The organism is Polynucleobacter sp. JS-JIR-5-A7, assembly GCF_018687935.1.
In the GTDB taxonomy this organism is placed as follows: domain Bacteria; phylum Pseudomonadota; class Gammaproteobacteria; order Burkholderiales; family Burkholderiaceae; genus Polynucleobacter.
Map to the genome: position 1 here is coordinate 1,692,613 of NZ_CP061308.1, position 18,309 is coordinate 1,710,921.

18 protein-coding genes are annotated in these 18,309 nt (G+C 43.9%); 9 read left to right on the forward strand and 9 right to left on the reverse strand.

The window, feature by feature from the left end; genetic code table 11:
- Positions 1–176 precede the first annotated feature (176 nt).
- Positions 177–869: a TetR/AcrR family transcriptional regulator gene (locus tag AOC29_RS08855; protein ID WP_215295630.1), complete on the forward strand. Its 693-nt coding sequence runs from the start codon at positions 177–179 to the stop codon at positions 867–869.
- A 21-nt stretch (positions 870–890) separates the two neighbouring features.
- Here the strand turns inward: AOC29_RS08855 and AOC29_RS08860 are convergent, their stop codons facing one another.
- From AOC29_RS08860 to AOC29_RS08870, 3 genes are read right to left on the reverse strand one after another with little or no spacing between them, the layout of a single operon-like run.
- Positions 891–2,747: a multicopper oxidase family protein gene (locus AOC29_RS08860; RefSeq protein ID WP_215295632.1), complete on the reverse strand. Its 1,857-nt coding sequence runs from the start codon at positions 2,745–2,747 to the stop codon at positions 891–893.
- A 7-nt stretch (positions 2,748–2,754) separates the two neighbouring features.
- Entirely contained in the window at positions 2,755–3,843 is a 1,089-nt protein-coding gene (locus AOC29_RS08865; RefSeq protein WP_215295634.1) for a hypothetical protein, read from the reverse strand.
- A gap of 27 nt (positions 3,844–3,870) precedes the next feature.
- Positions 3,871–4,932, reverse strand: coding sequence for a YHYH protein (locus tag AOC29_RS08870; RefSeq protein ID WP_215295636.1), 1,062 nt, complete (start codon positions 4,930–4,932; stop codon positions 3,871–3,873).
- Between the two features lie 152 nt (positions 4,933–5,084).
- Here AOC29_RS08870 and AOC29_RS08875 point away from each other — a divergent pair, with 152 nt between their 5' ends.
- Entirely contained in the window at positions 5,085–5,777 is a 693-nt protein-coding gene (locus AOC29_RS08875; protein ID WP_215295638.1) for a TetR/AcrR family transcriptional regulator, read from the forward strand.
- 20 nt (positions 5,778–5,797) lie between these two features.
- Here the strand turns inward: AOC29_RS08875 and AOC29_RS08880 are convergent, their stop codons facing one another.
- The 6 genes from AOC29_RS08880 to AOC29_RS08905 form a co-directional block, all read right to left on the reverse strand.
- On the reverse strand, positions 5,798–6,550 hold the full coding sequence (locus tag AOC29_RS08880) for a M23 family metallopeptidase (protein ID WP_215295639.1): 753 nt from the start codon (positions 6,548–6,550) through the stop codon (positions 5,798–5,800).
- Positions 6,551–6,717: 167 nt separating this feature from the next.
- The gene (gene gspF, locus AOC29_RS08885) at positions 6,718–7,938 is read right to left on the reverse strand and encodes a type II secretion system inner membrane protein GspF (protein WP_215295641.1); all 1,221 of its coding nucleotides are present in this window, start codon (positions 7,936–7,938) and stop codon (positions 6,718–6,720) included.
- Between the two features lie 12 nt (positions 7,939–7,950).
- Positions 7,951–9,375 (reverse strand): GspE/PulE family protein, encoded by a 1,425-nt coding sequence (locus tag AOC29_RS08890; RefSeq protein WP_215295643.1) that lies wholly within the window; start codon positions 9,373–9,375, stop codon positions 7,951–7,953.
- A 2-nt stretch (positions 9,376–9,377) separates the two neighbouring features.
- Positions 9,378–11,549 (reverse strand): type II secretion system secretin GspD, encoded by a 2,172-nt coding sequence (gene gspD, locus AOC29_RS08895; RefSeq protein WP_215295645.1) that lies wholly within the window; start codon positions 11,547–11,549, stop codon positions 9,378–9,380.
- A gap of 84 nt (positions 11,550–11,633) precedes the next feature.
- Positions 11,634–12,422 (reverse strand): type II secretion system protein N, encoded by a 789-nt coding sequence (gene gspN / locus AOC29_RS08900; RefSeq protein WP_112238649.1) that lies wholly within the window; start codon positions 12,420–12,422, stop codon positions 11,634–11,636.
- Positions 12,419–12,844 carry a hypothetical protein gene (locus tag AOC29_RS08905; RefSeq protein ID WP_215275628.1) on the reverse strand — a complete coding sequence of 142 codons (426 nt, stop codon included), beginning with the start codon at positions 12,842–12,844 and terminating at the stop codon, positions 12,419–12,421. Before AOC29_RS08905 ends, gspN begins: the two co-directional genes overlap by 4 nt.
- Before the next feature lie 365 nt (positions 12,845–13,209).
- On the opposite strand from AOC29_RS08905, the gene AOC29_RS08910 reads away from it, so the two are divergent.
- The 7 genes from AOC29_RS08910 to AOC29_RS08940 are packed head-to-tail and all read left to right on the forward strand — an operon-like array spanning position 13,210 to position 18,017.
- Positions 13,210–13,794, forward strand: coding sequence for a hypothetical protein (locus AOC29_RS08910; RefSeq protein WP_133256496.1), 585 nt, complete (start codon positions 13,210–13,212; stop codon positions 13,792–13,794).
- Between the two features lie 9 nt (positions 13,795–13,803).
- Positions 13,804–14,265, forward strand: coding sequence for a type II secretion system major pseudopilin GspG (gspG, locus tag AOC29_RS08915; RefSeq protein ID WP_112238655.1), 462 nt, complete (start codon positions 13,804–13,806; stop codon positions 14,263–14,265).
- The gene (locus AOC29_RS08920; protein WP_161951854.1) at positions 14,246–14,746 is read left to right on the forward strand and encodes a Tfp pilus assembly protein FimT/FimU; all 501 of its coding nucleotides are present in this window, start codon (positions 14,246–14,248) and stop codon (positions 14,744–14,746) included. The genes gspG and AOC29_RS08920 overlap by 20 nt, the downstream gene beginning before the upstream one ends.
- Entirely contained in the window at positions 14,743–15,153 is a 411-nt protein-coding gene (gene gspI, locus AOC29_RS08925) for a type II secretion system minor pseudopilin GspI (protein ID WP_215295647.1), read from the forward strand. Before AOC29_RS08920 ends, gspI begins: the two co-directional genes overlap by 4 nt.
- On the forward strand, positions 15,150–15,758 hold the full coding sequence (locus tag AOC29_RS08930; RefSeq protein ID WP_215295649.1) for a type II secretion system protein J: 609 nt from the start codon (positions 15,150–15,152) through the stop codon (positions 15,756–15,758). The genes gspI and AOC29_RS08930 overlap by 4 nt, the downstream gene beginning before the upstream one ends.
- Position 15,759: 1 nt before the next feature.
- The gene (gene gspK, locus AOC29_RS08935) at positions 15,760–16,695 is read left to right on the forward strand and encodes a type II secretion system minor pseudopilin GspK (protein WP_215295650.1); all 936 of its coding nucleotides are present in this window, start codon (positions 15,760–15,762) and stop codon (positions 16,693–16,695) included.
- A complete protein-coding gene (locus tag AOC29_RS08940) occupies positions 16,692–18,017 on the forward strand; it encodes a type II secretion system protein GspL (RefSeq protein WP_215295652.1) in 1,326 nt (441 codons plus the stop codon). Before gspK ends, AOC29_RS08940 begins: the two co-directional genes overlap by 4 nt.
- The last annotated feature ends 292 nt before the right edge of the window (positions 18,018–18,309 follow it).

Below are 18,309 nucleotides of genomic sequence, written 5' to 3' on the forward strand. Positions count from 1 at the left end.
CTTGATTTCAACCCGTTCATGCCACCGGGATCAGTTTAATTTGCCTCTGATAGCATTCTGCAGTACTCTAACAAGAAGTTTAATTGCACAATTCCGCATATCCTTTAGCTACCAAAGGTGACATCTCCAGGGCTACACTCTCAATACCAAATTGCTTACTTGCTGTTTAATAATTTATGCCAAAAATAGTTCACCATCTTTTTAACTCCGATGAAAAACATCTTGAGCAGATAAAAGAAAGCCTCTTATTAGGCGCCTCTGATTTGGCTAAAAATACTAGCGTTGAAAATATTAAAATAGATGACTTGGTTAATAAGGCTGAAGTCTCTCGCAGTACCTTTTATAAAGTATTTCATTCCGTTGATAGCCTTTTTAAAGAGCTGGGCAAAAAATTATCAAATGAAATCACGGAATATACTTTATCTCACTCCCCTGCAATTCCAGACGCAGCTGCTCGCGTGGCAATAAAAACTAAACGAGCGCTACTGTTTATTACTAAGGCCCCATTTCTGGCTTCCTTGCTATTAAAAGAGGAATGGCCTAGCTCTGATCCAAATCACATGATGTACAAAGATATAGAGAAAGACTTTATGGACGGGAAAGCCCAAGGCTACTTTTCTGATATGCCTGCATCGATTGGCACAAATCTGATCCTTGGTTGCTTAAGAGGTGCCGCTAAAGATATTCTTGAAACTAAACAGCCTGACGATTATATAGATAAGGTTATCTATCAAATTCTCATCAGTTTGGGGGTGGACCAAAAAATTGCTGCTGAGTTATCCAAGAATCCTGCTTCGGCCCTCTCGGTCCCTCCAACGGGTGTAGCTTCGAATATAGCGTCATTGCAAAATCATACAAAAGCTAATTGAAGCATTAGGCAATACCATCCCCTACGCTGGTACTACTGTTACCCGCTGAACCATCCCTAAATCAGAATATTGCAACATTTGGCTGTGCAGAATGTAAGGTCCTACGAAGTCTTTAAAACGCATCCGAAATGTAACTGAAGTCGGCATTTCTGGAGTCCCGCCAGCTGGTAGGGCTACCGTATCGCACCAATAAGGATTGATTGATTCGCCGTTAATCTTGATGATGTACATTGGATTGACGTGAATGTGAAATGAATGGGCAATGCTGTTGCAATTAAAAATAGTCCACTCCTCTATGGAGCCTAGGATCACATTCTGAATGATGGTATTTGCAGGCTGTAACTGGTAATCATAGGTCGGGAAAACAAATGGCAGAAAGTATTTAGAGCCTTCGATGGGCTTTCCAGTGACCTTAGAAATACCCTCTTTTGCAAGGGCAATATTTTTCTTCACAAACTCTGTAATTTCTGATGCTGCAGTCTCTGCGCTAGCCATTGTCTGATTAATCAGCGATGGAGAATTTCGAGAGGGATCTAGACTTTCATTGCCAATCATATTGAGAATGATGCTGCGCTTTTTACCACCAGCGCAAGCTAACTCTTGATCAGTGATGGGCTTTAAGAAGTTGCATACTGGCAATGGCGTAGCTGGTAATGCCATTACTTTTTGAGAATCCAACACTACAATCTTTGCTAAAACATCTCCCGGCAAAATAGCAGTTTGCAGGCCTTTTGCAATTTTGACAGGCAGCGATCTCAGCAGATAAGTGCCTGGCTCTCCAGCTTGAATCACAACTGAAGAACGATTACCTGCTGCCAACAAAATACCCCCGCCATTCTTTTTTCGTGCATCAGGATATTCTTGATAGGTACTACTGCCCCATCCATCTATTGTGTATTGATTTAGAGTATGCCCATCTAAACTCAGATTAAGGTAGTTAAATACTTGGGTATTAATGAAGCGCCATCTCTGCACTTCCCCACTTTGCATAACGATTGTTGGCTGACGCACACCATTAATCAAAACAGGCTGACTGTCTACGTCATCTTGTTTAGAGCTATGAATTCCATGACCTGTGGGGTGATTAGCTATTTGGGCGAACTTCTCTAGCAAGCCATCCTTTACGCCGTAGTTATTACTAGTTTGGCTACTCGCAAAATAAGGCGCCTGAAATAGAAAAATCAATTCTTCTGCTTGAGCCATCTCTGGCAAATCATCGGCAGGGCCGCGTACCATGATTGCCCCAGACATAAGACTAGCTACCTGAATTGCACTACTGCCATGGTATTGAGGATGGTAATAAAACGGCCCTTCAGGGTGATCTTTAGGAATCTGATAAACGTACTGTCTTGAATCTCCATTTGGCAAAACTCCACCACTGTTGGGATCAACTACATAATCACCATACTCCAGCGACTTCCGATCTGAATCCATCCCTGGGTATACATGTAAGCCGTGAGTATGCAAATTAGTAGTGTTGGGCTTCATGTAATTAGTGGGATCTCGGAAAGCCGCAAACGGAGGATTTACAGGTAAGTTGTTGACCAACTTAATTCGCAATTGATCCCCGCCCCTCACTACCAATGTTGGTCCAGAATAACTAGGGCCTTGATTATCAAAGCCATAAGCACGTAAGGACACGGGATATTTTTTGCTTGGATCATCCCCAGCCAACTTTGTATCAAAGTAAGACGCTGTTAAAGTCACATCTAGCAAACCATTTTTAGACTCAAGCAAGGTGGGCTGTACAAAAGTTTGTTTAGGAGTGGCTAGTGATACCCCTTCTTCACGGCTGCAAGCAGTAAAACTTGCTGGAACTACTACGCCCGAAGCGAGTGTCGCACTCAAGCGCAAGAAATGACGGCGATCGATTCCCATAACTATCCTAGGCAATCGCCAAGAAAGCGTTTGGGGTCAATTGCTTTATTACTGCCTTGCCTAATTGACCTGATTCATTACTGCCCCAGCCTAGAAGTTGGTCTTTACCAATCGCTAATGTGTGCGCTTCTCCAGCGGCAATCCTTCTCACCCCCGATAACTTAGGAATAAGTGTAGGAGCACTTCGAGACAGAAGATCGCCATGTCCCAGCTGACCAAACCCATTCCAACCCCAAGAGTAAACTTTTCCACTTACTGATAAGGCAATCGAATAGTGCATGCCACCAGCAACTGATGTGATCTTTTCTGGAAAAGGAATCAGCTGTGGTCGATCAATATAAGATTGGGGGCCACCCCCAACCTGCCCGAAGTGGTTGCTACCCAAACCATATACCTTGCCCTCATTAGTAACAACGAGAACGTGAGTAGAGCCTACAGCGATGTTACTAATTTTCCCTGGGAACGGAATCAGCTCAGGCATATATACGGCATTAAGATGCCCAAGCCCCAGCTGACCTGCAGAATTACTTCCCCACCCATATACTCTTTGGTCTTTGGTGAGCGCAAGGATAAAGTTGTCACCAATTGCAATATCTTGAGTCTCAGGAAGTCCGGCAATCAACCCTGGTGATGCATTGATTTGGGATTGTGTGCGCCCTAAGGCACCATCCGCATTCAATCCCCATGTATACACTTTCCCCGCTTGATCAATTGCAGCGTATAGAAATTGTCCAGCCGAAACCTTGATTGCATCAGCAATATCATCAATAAGAGCAGGCTCCTCCGAAAATGAAGCCTTTCCACCAACACCAAGTTGACAAAAGCCCCAGATATAAACTTTTAGGCGCTCCGAGATCCCTAAGCTAGCGCCGTATCCTGCAGATGCATTAGAAAATTTAGTAGGGTAACTAATAAATACCGGCTTACTATCCGTATTTTTTTGGGAGCTACAAATATCAATATAAGGCGAGGTAATACGGCCACTTCCAGCACCACCCCAACCCAGCACCTCACCAGACTTCAATAAAACTAAAGTTTGGTCTTTACCTCCAGCGATAGCAGTAACTTCAAATAATTCACCGTGAATTCTAGCCACAAAAGTGCCCGCTAAATATTAATAGATTTATGGGGTAGGATAAAAAGTTGGCGGATAAGGAATGCCTTCTTTCATGTAATTATTTTGTCCTGTAGGTCCAAGTGCTTGGTCATAATTCACCAACCCCCTAAAGCAACCAACTGAATAAGGATATTCTCTGTTGAGTACATAGTGATAAGTATTCTTACTTGTGCCATCAGGCATTGTGATTAGAGATGTCGTCCCATGGCATATATCAAGCTCTGCATTAGTTATGTTATGTCCATCTGCTGCTCGAGGACCCGTAATCGGAAAACCATCTAAGGCGAAACCAAATACTGGTGATTGGCCGGTTGTTCCTTGATTAGGAAAGCATTTCCAAGAATAACCATGAAGATGATATTGTTGGTTATATGGATGGCCAAAACATGCATCCAAAGGCAATGCATTAACCGGGTTGTAATAATTACCACTTGAATCATTGGCTTTTTCAACATGCCATACCGCACCAGTAAGAGTAATGCCCACTATTAAAGAATCAATTGGGTAGGCGCCGCTTACAACAGGATTTAAAGGAACAACACTACTTAAGGGGTAAGGCGAAATTCCAATCTCAGCAGCATTATTATAGTGCTGACCTGTAGCCGGATTAGTCCCGCCGGGTAAGGCCGCATAGTATGAATAAGCAGCCGTTCCAGACTGGACTGGAAAAGTTCCCATCTTCGTACTTGGTAAGCCATTTCCCGAAAAAGTTCTACTACCAGTGGTGCTATATCCAGTCAGTTGGGCAGTCTGATCTACGGTCATTGCAAAAACACTCCCAGCCGCATCATAGTAAGTTGCACTATTTGAACCATCAACATAAGGAATTTGTGAAAGCGTAATGATGTTTGTATTTGTATTTGTCCATGATGTACTGAGAATACTCAGCGTATCTGGTATAGAACCTATAGTCCTAAATGCGGCACCAATACATTGACCATTTGTAGCGCAAGCCACGTTACTTGATCCACTGGCAGCTGTTACTAATGTTGTAATCTCAGTCGATGACGAGGAACCGTTATCGCTTCCACTACCACCTCCGCAAGCCAACAGAATCACTGCTGACATTAGAAGCGCACCAAAGGCTAATCCGGACTTCTGGAGCCCTTTTAATTTATTCCACCTGCTAAGCATTTCAGAGCCCTTTAATGTCTAAATATACATGGCGTCATTTTGACATAAATCAACTCTGAGTCAAGCAAAAAAGGTAGAATCTTCCAATGGCAAAAGCTTTAGATCACCGAGTAAGGGTTGCAGCACTCCGCCGCGAGGAGATGCAGTTGCACCTCCTGTTTTCCGGACTCACCCTAGCCTCTACGAACTCTATCTATAAACTAGAGGTTGAAGATGTCATTAAGCAAGCCGAAGTCTCAAGAGGTAGTTTTTATAACTACTTTCCATCACTTCCCGCTTTATACGATGGTCTAGCAAAACAGCTCATGGAAGAATTTGATGGCCTAATTAATGTATCGATGCCCCAGAACTTTGATACAACGACACGCTTAGCCTCAACAATGAGAATATTGATGCGCTTGGTAGTCGACTTTCCGATGCTCGGCAGATTTTTAACTCAAATTCAATGGCCGAATCAAAATCCTGACGCAGAGATCTTTCAAAATATGATTCGCGATATTCATCTGGGTATTAAAGAAGGAAGTTTTACCGATATGCCAGCCTCTATCGGTGCCAATATTGCCATTGGTAGCCTGATTGGAGGTATCCACACCATGCTCCTTAAGCGCCCCGCCAAAGGCTTTGAAGATCAAGTTACCAATCAAGTACTAATAGGCTTGGGTATAGATGCAAAAGTGGCCAGCAAAATTTCTCAAATGCCATTGCCTGCTAAATATCAGCTCCCTGAAACCGGCATCTTTGGAAAGTTGGTTGAAATGGGTGCTTTAGCTAAAAAGTAAGCATTAGCAACTAGAGAGCATCAACGATTTTGACCAAGTACTATCCCATTACGAAGTATCTCGTAATGCACATGGGGGCCGGTTGATCTGCCGGTCGATCCCACTTTAGCAATCACTTGAGATTTCTTCACATCATCACCAAGCTTTACTAATAATTCTTGTGCGTGAGCGTATCGAGTGATTACCCCATTCTTATGGGCAAGCTCAATGAGGTTTCCATACTCACTATCCCACCCTGCGCGGATCACCTTTCCTTCGGCGGTCGCCAGAATCGGAGTGCCAAAAGCTGCAGGGTAATCAGTGCCGTCATGCCAAGCAATTTGACGAGTAAAAGGGTCAAGGCGATAACCTAAGCCACTAGTGGGTTGGGTTGAGGCAACCAAGGGCAATCCTGAAGGTACTGAATTGGCGACATCCCAAGTGCGGGTCAATGAGCTCTGAATTTCATTCAATCTGGCATGCATGGCAAAAGTATCCTGCAAAGTTTGATCTAAACGAACGCCATATTGCTCATCTGTATTACCGAGATAATGAGCTGTGCTTGCAGGCCTCAGAGGGCCACCCTGAGCATTAAGTAATTCAGAATCACTTAACTGACTATGGCTAAGATTCAGCTTTCCATTTGAACGCAAGAGTTGGAACCGCAGAGCATCGAGCTGATCTAATTTACGTTGAGCCTCATCTAAACGGGTTTGTAATTCAATTAACTTAATCTCATAATCATTTTTAGAGTCGATTACAAGTCGCTTTTCTGAGAGCTGCCTTGTATTCATTGAGAGAAAAATGTCACTCGCACTATTACTAAATGAGTTGAGTGCCCAAATCAAGATCAATATTGTTGGGAGGCCAAGAATTCCACCAAGCAAAAAATGCCTCATGGTGAGATGAATTTCTCTTGTGCGACTATGGGGCCCTAGCATGATGATGATTTGCATATGCCCTACCTTATTCCTGAATTCATTTGCAATATTGGCTGCATTACTGCCATGACAATTCCTAGTACTAGAAGGCCCATCAATAAGATGAGGACTGGCTCCAATAAACTCGTGAATATTTTTGTTTTTTGTTCTGCTTCAAGTTCAGCATTCTCTGCGCCGTATTTGAGCATTTCAGCTAACTGGCCAGATGCCTCTCCCGAACGAATGAGGTGAATCAGAATTGGAGAAAATACCCCTTGACTGCCCAATGCACGAGATAGGCTAGCACCCTCTCGAAGGCCAATCTCAGTTGAATCAATTGCTTTTTTCAAGAGATGGTTACTTAAAGTATTTTTAGAGCTTTGTAAGGCTACCAATATTGGCACATTCGCACTCACGAGCATTGCCATCGTATTGGCAAACCGAGCAGTCTCAAAACCCAAAAACAATGGCCCAATAACAGGTAAATCCAAATAGTAAGTATCAAAGCGCAGACGAAGATCAGGCCTCTTAAGCATTCTTTTAGCAAGATAAATCACTACTACAGTAACTATGACGAGCAGCCAACTCCAATCCACTAAAAAATGAGAGAGCCCCAATACAAAGCGTGTGGATAAGGGGAGTACTTGTTTGGTAGTTTCAAATACTCTAGCAATCTGAGGCACAACATAGGTCATTAAAAATAAAATGACCATGAATGAAACGCCTGTCAACATGGCTGGGTAAACTAAAGCAGCTAAGGCTTTTTGCTTTAAGGCTTGCCGCTTTTCTAAGAACTCCGCTAACTGGGATAGGACTTGCCCCATTTTTCCAGATTGCTCGGCAGCTGCAACTACTCCTTGATATAAAGAATCAAAACTGCTTGCTTGAGTTGCTATTGCGCCAGATAAAGACAGGCCGGCTCGTAATTCATTGACGATTGACTGCAGGGTAGCTTTGATATTTTTTTTAGAGCTTTCCTCAGACAAAATGATCAGGGCTTCGTCGATCTGAACCCCTGATCGCACTAGTAATGCAAATTGCTTAGTTAAGATAGCCAGGTCACTTCGAGAGAGGGGCTTATTTTCAGAGAAGTAGTGCTCCCAGAATGCTGTTTTTGTCCACTTTGCCTCAGGTTCGACACTAACTGGAACGAGCTGTTTTGACAGTAACTGCTGGCGGATGGCGCGAGCGCTCTCGCCTTCAGCGATTCCGCGTTCACTTCTGCCGCCATAGGTGAGTGCTTCAAAGCGATAGCGCGTCATATTGAATACCTATCAGTCAACTACAACCGCGCCAGTAACACGCATCATTTCTTCGACAGTAGATTGCCCTGAATCAATCCATCTTTGACAGTCATCTGCCAGACTTCGCATACCATTATTTACTGCCTGCTTACGAATCTCACTTTCAGCGGAACGGTTATGAATTAGCTCTTTAATGGATTCTGTTGCCATCATGAGTTCATAAATCCCCGCTCTACCGCTATAACCAGATTCACTACATTCCTTGCAGCCCTTACCAAGACATGATCGACATTGCAGACGAATGAGTCTTTGGCCCAAGACACCCAATAGTGTTGATGAAAGTAAAAAGGGTTCAATGCCCATATCAATGAGACGAGTCACTGCTGATGGAGCATCATTAGTATGTAGAGTCGCTAACACCAAATGACCTGTCAAGGAAGCTTGCACAGCAATCTGAGCAGTCTCTAAGTCTCGAATTTCCCCAATCATTACAATGTCTGGGTCTTGGCGCAGAATCGCTCGCAACGCCCTTGCAAAATTCATATCGATCCGTGGGTTGACCTGAGTTTGGCCAATGCCATCGAGGTTGTATTCGATAGGATCTTCCACAGTCATGATGTTGTTTGTTTTATTCCGTAGACGCAGCAAAGCACCGTAGAGCGTAGTCGTTTTACCGCTGCCAGTAGGCCCTGTTACCAAAACAATTCCATGAGGCTTATGAATTAACCGATCAAAACTTGCAAAAGTATCATCAGCCATGCCCAAAGTCTTCAAGTCCAAACGCTCATAGTTCTTTTCTAGCAAGCGCATCACAACACGCTCACCATGAGCAGTTGGCAAAGTAGATACGCGCACATCAATCGCTTTTCCACCAATTCGTAATGAAATTCTGCCGTCCTGTGGCATCCGCTTTTCAGCAATATCTAAGGAAGCCATGATTTTTATTCGAGATACTAGAGCTGCATGCAAGTCTTTACGCATATCAACAATGTCACGCAAATTACCATCCACCCTAAATCTAACAACGGATTTACGTTCAAAAGCCTCCAAATGAATATCAGATGCTTCACCATGAATGGCTTGCTTTAAAACACTATTAATCATCCGGATGACTGGTGCATCATCGTTTGCCTCCAATAAGTCTGTCGAGACTGGCATTTCCTGCAGAAGGCGAGATAGGTCTACTGCGTCCTCAACCTCATCAAGCACCTGAGATGCATCAGAATCTCCTTGTGCATAAAAAGCATGAATCATTTCTATGACTTCAGCGCTTGGTTTCTCTATACGCGTCACAGCGCCAACTGAGCGGCAAATTTCATGAACAACTGATAAATCGGTTGCAGGACTGTGTATTAGGGTGAAGGTCTCAGCATCGCCACCGACTAGCTCATTAGCGACCACCCTCTTTAGTAAGACCTGATGATCCCTAGAGTAGGCAAAAGGAATGCGTTGCATAACTAATTTGCTGAAGAATTGTTAGTAGGTAGTACGGGAGCATTACCAGAAGCCTCAGGGGGAAGCGATCTAGTTACTACTGGCTTCGTATTAATGCTGTTGGCTGGCAACCTAGGGGTCATGATGGGCTCCGCAGAATTTTCTACGCTAGGCAAACCAGTTTCTTTAGGCAGCAACATTGGTAACTGCTTAAATTGATCTTCTTTGCCTTGCATCAGGCTTAGACGATTGCTGGTAATCTCATCTGCCTGGTTCTTATCTCGCAGAACGTAGGGGCGCATAAATACCAAAAGATTACGCTTTACCCGATTCTTGTTGTCATAACGAAATAGTTGACCAATCAAAGGGATACTGCTTAAAAATGGAACGCCGCTAGATCCATCTGCATACTCATCAGAAATTAACCCGCCCAGAACCACCATTTGCCCATCATCGACTAAAACATTGGATTCAATGTTGCGCTTATTCAAAACAATTCCAGAAGTTGTTTGTGCAGCTACTGAAGATACCTCTTGGTAGATCTGCATTTTGACGATGCCGTTATCAGAAATTTGCGGCCTAACTCTCAATAAAATTCCCACATCCTGCCGAACGTAAGTCTGGAAAGGTGTCACGGTCGATGTAGAGCCAGTTGTTGAGTAAGAGCCAGTCAGAATCGGAACGTTCTGCCCAACAATGATGCGTGCCTCTTCATTGTCTAAAGTAATCAAATTCGGGGTTGATAAAATATTGGTACCAGTTGCCGTCTGAAGCGCTCTCACTAAGGCAGACATGGCATAGGTACCATTGAATCGACTAATCAAACCTAAATTCAAACCTGGGGCAGGCGCAACTGGAACACCGCCTGTACTAGCTCCACCATTGACAAGGTTATTTACATTTTGATTGAGCCCAAAAATATTCCCTCCTACGCCTTGATTTTGACCAGGGGGTCCGTAATTCGTACTGCCAAATCCAACGTTTTGGTTGCCAGATCCTATGAGGAAGTTCCACTGAATTCCTAGCTCTGCAGCAGTTTCATTACTCACTTCTACAATCAGGGATTCGATATAGACCTGATTGCGGCGCAAATCTAACTGCTCGATGACCTGTCTAAGGCTTCGATATAAGGGCTCACTACCAGTAATTAGAATTGAGTTAGTTGCAGGCTCAGCTTGAATAAAGCCGCCAATATTAGGATTACTTGAGCTCGTTAATGCTGAGGTAGCTAAGTTTATTCCTGCGGCAGAGGATGCTGCAGATTGCGTTGCCCCTAGGGTATTTTGCTGAGGAGCGCTAGCAAGTGTGGAAGGGGCATTGCTTGAACTAGCGACTTGTGCAGATAAGGCTGCATCCGCTGCCACCAAGGCACGCAAGGTAACAGCCAGCTTACTAGCCTCAGCATTTTTTAGTGGTACCACCCAAATATTGCCATTCTTATTTCCAGGAGTATCAAGCTTGGCTACCAAGATACGCACTTGCCTAACTCGCTCAGGACTAGAGCTGCGAACCAAAATTGAATTACTCCGAGGCTCAGCCAAAATCATCGTCTTTAATGCTGGGTCAGCAGTTGCAGTCGCGCCGTTATCAAGTACTTTCGTTAAGATTGATGCCACATCACTTGCAAAAGCGTATTGCAATTTAATGGTCTGCACATCAGTAGATGTGGGAGCATCTATAGAATCAATCAAAGTAGCAATTCTCTGAATATTGCTAGCGTAGTCCGTTACCACGATGGTGTTATTGCCAGGGTAGGCATTAATCGTATTGTTTGGCGAAACTAATGGGCGCAATACTGGCAATAAGCTGTTGGCTGACTCGTAATTGAGCTTAAAGACCCGAGTAATAATTTGATCACCCTCTTGCTTTACCTTGCCAGTTGTAACCGAGGTACTTACCAACTTAGCATCTGCTTGGGTAACGACCCGATAAATACCATTAGTCTCAACCAAAGCAAATCCAGAAGTACGCAATGCAGTGGAAAAAGAATCTAGTGCTTTTGTTTTGGTAACTGGTTTATTACTAATCAGCGTAATGGTGCCTTTCACTTGCGGGTCAACCAATATAGTTTGACCCGTCGTTTTTGCAACTACGCTGGCTACTGATTCAATATCAGCATTATTAAACGATAGCGTAATAGTTGCAGATTCAGTAGGGGAATTATTTTGTGCAGACACAATTGGCATAAATGCCATCTGATTACACAGAAGGCATAGCAAAATCTTTAGAAAGAAATGTCTCTTATTAATATTCATTTGGTATGAATTACTGTCTTGTTCTTAATACTGCATACGATAAATATCGCCATCTTTTTTCCCCAACAAAGATAGCAAACCAATTAAAGAGTCTTCTGCCTCAGGTGCTGCATGAGCGCTGCCCAAAAAATGCACACCTGAACTATCTTTAGCGCCAAGCTCTCCTTTGCCGTTAAGCAAGAGAGGGCCTGCAGTGGTATCAATAGCAAAAGAGGTTCCTGCTTGACCCAAATTAGCTTTGATTTCATAACTGCCCAATGGCTTTACTACACTAATAGGGCTACTTACATTATTCATATGCAGTCGAATAACTCCCGTAGTATCGGCGCCCTTTTGAAGATCGCCCCATTGTGCTAAGAGCTGACCACGAGGACGCAGCGTGCTCCAAGGATTACCAAAGGCTTCAAGGATAGAAGCAGGCAATGTCATTTCACCAGCGGTAACTTTAATTTGATTAAGGCCAATGGTAATCAGTAATGGCTTATCAAGTGATACAAAATTGATTTCAACCAGACACTGGCCATTCACCACGCTGCATTGAGTATTCCAAGTCAATCTTTCTGTTAAGGCAACTGGCGCTCGGCAAGAACCGCTCGCTAAGTCTGGCTCAGAGAAACCGAGTGCGGCACTTCCATTCCAAATAGTTCCAATGGGTTGGTGCAAAACCACGCGGCAATCCGATTGGCGATCGATTGTGCTAGCTAAAGTCGAGGCAGGAGTCTGCGATATGAGGATCGCCAATATCACTGATAGCGCAATCATCCAGAATACTTTAGAAATACTTTTAGCAGATGAATTTAAGAAAAGATTCATCTTGATTGCTCGGCTGCAATATTAGGAAAATTTGTAGCACCAATCAGCACACCCATTTGTTTCAATTTGGCACTGAGATTCACTACAGATAATTTAGGGGTTGAACTCACTTCAATATAATCTGGGTATAGGCTCCACGTTTTTCTCATCTCCTCCAGGGCATCGACTGCACTAGAAAATGAGACATCGCTCATTTGAAGTTCAACCCGAGGTGGATTTTCTGTATTCAGCCTTAATACCGCTGGCTTAATACCTTTTGCCACCAAGATCATTCGAATTCTTTGAAGCTCTGCCTCATCCATGGGCTCGATGCTGCTTACTTGTGATGTATTTGCCTTAGATAATCTAATGAGATTTTCTAATTGCGCCCATTGTGCTGGCCGCAATGCGACCCTAGACTCCATATCATTGACGGCTGGCAAGATCCAATAGTTAAGACATAAGAATATGAAGGCGATAGCCAAGACTGCCCAGAGAAATGGAGACGGCTTTCTCTGAAAATGGCGAGCCTGAATTGAACTTAGCTTTTCCAGAATTTGGGAAAGGAAGCCAATTGTGGGTAATGAGCCCCACCGGGAGAATACCTTTGCCATAGTCAAGGGTGGAAATTTCACGAAATGCCTCATCCAGATCTGTAAATAGGGTCTTGAGGGTCACCTCATAATGACACCATGTATAGTACTATATCCGAATATAGAGCAAGGCTAGAGCTAGGCTTAACTAGGTTTTAGTGTCAAAAATGGCATTTTTGGGAATATGCCGCAATAAACCACTAGAAGGTGAATTTTTGAAACGAATACAAACGCTTATTCTCAGCAAGTTAAGCGACACCAGAGCGAATCTGGATTGGCATATTCGTCAATCAAAAAAATTACTGGGAAAGAATTCCTTAGCCTCCGCTTACCTGACTCCAATTCGGGTGAGTCAATTGATTTCCTATGTCTTTATTCTGCTAACGCTAGTCTCTTCAACTTACTGGCTCATTCATATCCTACAAATTCCAAGTCCTGCAGAAATTCTTCCAAAGAACTTCAAAGGGATCACTCTGCACACCAATCAAGATATTGGGACGAGTTACATGCTGTTTGGCAGCAAACCCCTTGCCGCAGAAAATATTGTCTTACGTGTGCTGGTGGTAACTGGCAAGAATGAGGCCGGACTTAACCAAGGATTCGCTCTTTTTGATATCGACGGCAAATCCACTGGAGCGATTGCGGTTGGCGAGCAAATGAACAGAGGAATGATGCTGCAATCCATCAATCCTGATTCAGCTACCCTACTCTATCAAGGCAAGGAGTTGAGCTTTGCTTTACAAAAAAGCAAAAATTCAAGCAGCTCTAACGATAGGCCATCACAAGTTAGAAAAAACTAAATCAATACCATGCTCAATCTTCTTAATACAGTAAAAAAGCGGACCAAAAACAAAGTCAGTAATGGTGAAGCTGGATTTACCTTAATTGAAATGATGGTGGTACTTGCCATCATTGGAATCTTGGCCGCCTTAATCGTGCCAAGGATCATGGGGCGCCCTGATGAAGCTCGCATAACAGCGGCTAAGCAAGATATCGGCACCATCAATCAGGCCCTCAAGCTCTATCGCCTAGATATTGGGCGCTACCCAACGGCGGAGCAAGGGCTTAATGCTTTGGTTACACGACCTAGCGCTGAACCTATTCCACAAAACTGGAAGACAGGCGGGTACTTAGACGCACTCCCGAACGACCCTTGGGGCAATCCATATCAATATACCAATCCAGGCACTAAGGCAGAAGTTGATGTCTTTAGCTACGGGGCCGATAAGAAACCAGGTGGAACTGGTACTGATGCTGACATTGGAATCTGACAAAGAGAGATCTTCCCTTTGCCCGCCTAAATCATCAGACGGAGGATTTACTTTAATTGAAATGTTATTGGCTTTAACGATCGTGGCGATCTTGTTAGGTGTTGCAGTACTAGCCATTCCAAACCACGATGAACGCTATTGGCGCAACAATTTAGACCAGCTAGTGAGCACCCTAAATGCCGCACAAGATGAGAGCCAAAGCAGCGGGATTCCAGTGAGCGTTGCTATCAACCAGTTGGGTTGGCGTTTTAGCAAGCCGACTCGAACTGGGCAAGTTCAAGACCCCGCCCTAACAAATACATTCATTCCCGAGGCATATAAACCTCACTTATGGTTTAAGCCTGTGAACGTAGAGCCTATTCAATTCAATTTAGGCACTGAATATGTGAATGAGGAATTGCGAATCCCTCTTGAGCAGGAAAAAAGATTGGCAATACTCATTCGCTCAAATGATGGTCGCTTTTATTGGGAAAGCCAATGAGAGGAAAACTACGGGGCGACGAGGGCTTCATGCTTATCGAAGTATTGGTTGGTTTAGCCATTCTAAGCATCACCTTAATTGCTGCTCTACGGGCTATCTCTCTGGCAGCAGATACACAACTTGCCGTATCAGAACGCACTATGGCCCTATGGAGCGCCGACAATACTTTGAATGACATTCGGATGAAAAAGGTTTGGCCAGAAATTGGGACCAATACTTTTAGCTGTCCGCAGGGAACTTTATTACTAGTATGTCAGCGCAAAGTTAGTCCGATGCCCAATCCAAACTTTAGACGTGTTGAGGTAACTGTTTTTTTAGGCAGTCAAGCCAATAGCACCGACATTAATGGGCCACGTCTTGCATGGCTGGTAACTGTAACCCCAAATCTCAATGCGGGGGCACTATGAACGATATGGTGAAAACCCCATCAGAGGCTGGCTTTACGCTCATTGAAGTCCTGGTTGCTTTGATAGTCATCTCCATAGTTGGGCTGATGGCTTGGCGTGGAATGGATGCCATGATGCGTGGGCAAGAAAATATTGAAGGTAGAGTGAAGCAAGATGCAGTCTACATCCAGCTTATTCGGCAATTTGAACGGGACTGTCAAGAAATCATGCCTAGCTCCACTCTTGATATTCCATCATATTCAGTAGGTGAGAAAAATATCTGGTGGGTCAGACGTTATGAGCAAGCGAATCAGATCCATTGGGTGATTGTGGGATATGGGATTTCTGCTAACGGACTACGACGCTTGATAAGTCGGCCACTTGCCAATAAAACAGAGATCCTTGGGCTATGGCAAGCTGTACTTCGTGACCCCGATCTTGTCTCGAGCAATATGAAAACTTCGCTTGAGATTCCGGAAATCATTTATCAAGAGGCTAACGCCACCAGTAATGCTCCTGGTCAAGGGTCAATTAGCGCTCAATTAGCAGGATTCAATATGCGTTGGGGAATCAAAAATATTACGTTTCCAATTAGTCGATCTTGTTTAGCAGGAACGAGTTTATAAGATGCTCCATTCAAAATCCAACCAGCGCTATCACCGAGAAAACGGGTCAGCCACCATCACTGCTCTTATTGTGGTTGGTGTTGCTGCTGCGGTGATTAGTGGCTTGGTCTGGCGCCAACAGCTGCAGATCCGAAATATTGAAAATATTCGTGATCGCACCCAGGCCCATTGGCTTCAACATGGAATGATCGACTTTGCCAGACTCGTATTAACTCAAGATATGCGCACCAGTCAATCCGACCATTTAGGTGAGGCATGGGCGCTACCGCTGAACGATAGCAAGGTTGCAGACTTTTTAAAAAATGCAGATATTCCCGATGAAATCAAGAGTGTTTCAGTCAATGGCGCAATCACCGATGCTCAAAGCTTGTTTAATCTCAATAATGTATCTACCACCAATGGTGTGTTGATTTTCTCGCGGCTATTAACAACCATAGGACTAAACCCCAACCTTGCTCAACAAACGGCTCAAGCGCTACAGGAAAGGCAGATCGTCTTTAGTGATGTATATGATCTGATTGGTATACCGGGCTATAACGAATCCATGGTTGAGGTCTTACGTCCCTTCGTCATTGCCCTGCCGACGACCAGCACAATCAATTTCAATACTGCCCCAGCAGAAGTTCTGATGGCGGTTTTTCCTACGCTAACACGATCTACCGCAAATAACCTGGTACAACAGCGTACAAATACACCGGCAAAAGATTTGAATGAAATCAGCACTATTTTGGCTCGCTCAGGCGCAGGCATCAATGTCATCGTGGATACAAGCCTAATCAATGTCAGCTCTCAGTTCTGGCTTACAAATTCAGAAGTCAAGATTGGCAATGGCGTCTTTATGAATACAAGCCTCATACAACGCTCTCTAACACCCTTAACCTCGGGAAGCTACACGCAAGTTATTTGGAATAAAACCAATAGGATGCTATCAGAATGAACTTTTTAATTATTCATTGCCCACACAAGCCGTTTTCAGAGACAGCCTTGACTAATGGTGAGCTAGCCTCTCTCAAGGAGAGTTTTGAGTGGTGCCTATGTGAAACCAATTCTATTTATGCTCAATATCAATCTAGTGGAATTGGCAGCATTGATGCAATGCCTTACGCAGATGAGGTATTAGTTTTAATGCCCACCCTGGATATACGTCTCATTGAGATTAAAGTACCTTTAGTGAAGTCCAAAAAACTACAGCAAGTTTTACCTAGCCTTGTTGAAGATGAAGTCTTAGATAGTATCGACAATTCTCTGGTTTATGCTCTACCGCCGTTACCTGGCCAACTTGGATCCCAAAGAACTATTGCCATCACCAATCGTCAGTGGCTCTATTGGATAGCCAATCAACTGAAGGGCATTCTGACAAGCCGCATCCGCCTCATACCTGATTGCATGATTCTGCCGCTGGAAAGTGAGAGCAGCAATGTCAATGGGGTAATAAGCCCCTGCCTTGCGTACAAGCAAAACGACGTGGCAATCATTTATACATGGCACAAATCTACACAATTGGGTATTTCTTGGGTTGAGCACTCGGATACAAAGCAATTGCCTAGTGCTTTACAAAAAATTAAGCCTGCAGAATGGTCGTGGGACTGGATGGTAAATAACGCATTTAACTTTAGTCGCCGAACCGATGTAGGTGTAGCAGGTATCAATCTACTGCTAGCGATGCCAACACCAAAAAAATCAATTAAAAAACTCTCTTTTGAATGGCTCAAAAATCCAGTTCCTGCATTAATTGACTCTTCGAGCACTAAAACTTCATGGATGTATCGAAACATATGGGCACTTCCTGCTCGCTGGGCAATCTATGCAATGAGCAGCATCATATTGGGCTTGGGAATTTATACCTCTTGGCTTGCTATAGATAACTGGCGTTGGAAGCGCAATATGGATCTGAGCGTTGCTCAATTCTTAGCGCCAGAGACCATTGCCTTACTCACACAGAGCAAAGGGAATACTTCTATTTCGGAGGTTTTTGTCAAACAAGCGACTCAAGAGGCGCGCAATAAAGGCCTAGCTACAGATGCTGATTTCATTGCAATGACTGGCAAACTTCAACAGCTGAAAACTGCCCTAGGTAAAGAATCAATTAATAGCATGGAATACAACGGCTACTGCATTGATTTTGAATTTAAACCTGAGGGGGAACCGCTTAGCGCCAGGCAAGTAGTTGGAAAAGCTGAGTCACTAGGCTTGATGGTTACAGACCTTGGGAACAACCGTTACCGACTTCAACCCTATTCTGGATTGGGTCAAATTTAAGCCGAATATCTAAAGCTCACTGGACATTTTTGCTAGATTTCACCCACCAAAAATATATATGGATACTGTGAATATTCGCGTTAAATTCTATCTGTCGGTGCTAAAACGGCTCTTCTAATCCGTTGGTCGCGAGCTCGAATCTCGCCCCACCACCACAATCTACAAGTAGTTCATTGCTCCAATGGCAGACCTATATGTTTATTGGGGTTGCACTGGAAGATGTGTGGGAATTGCTTACACATTTTGTGGCACAAATAGAAAAACGACTTAGGAATTTCTCCCTAAGTCGTTG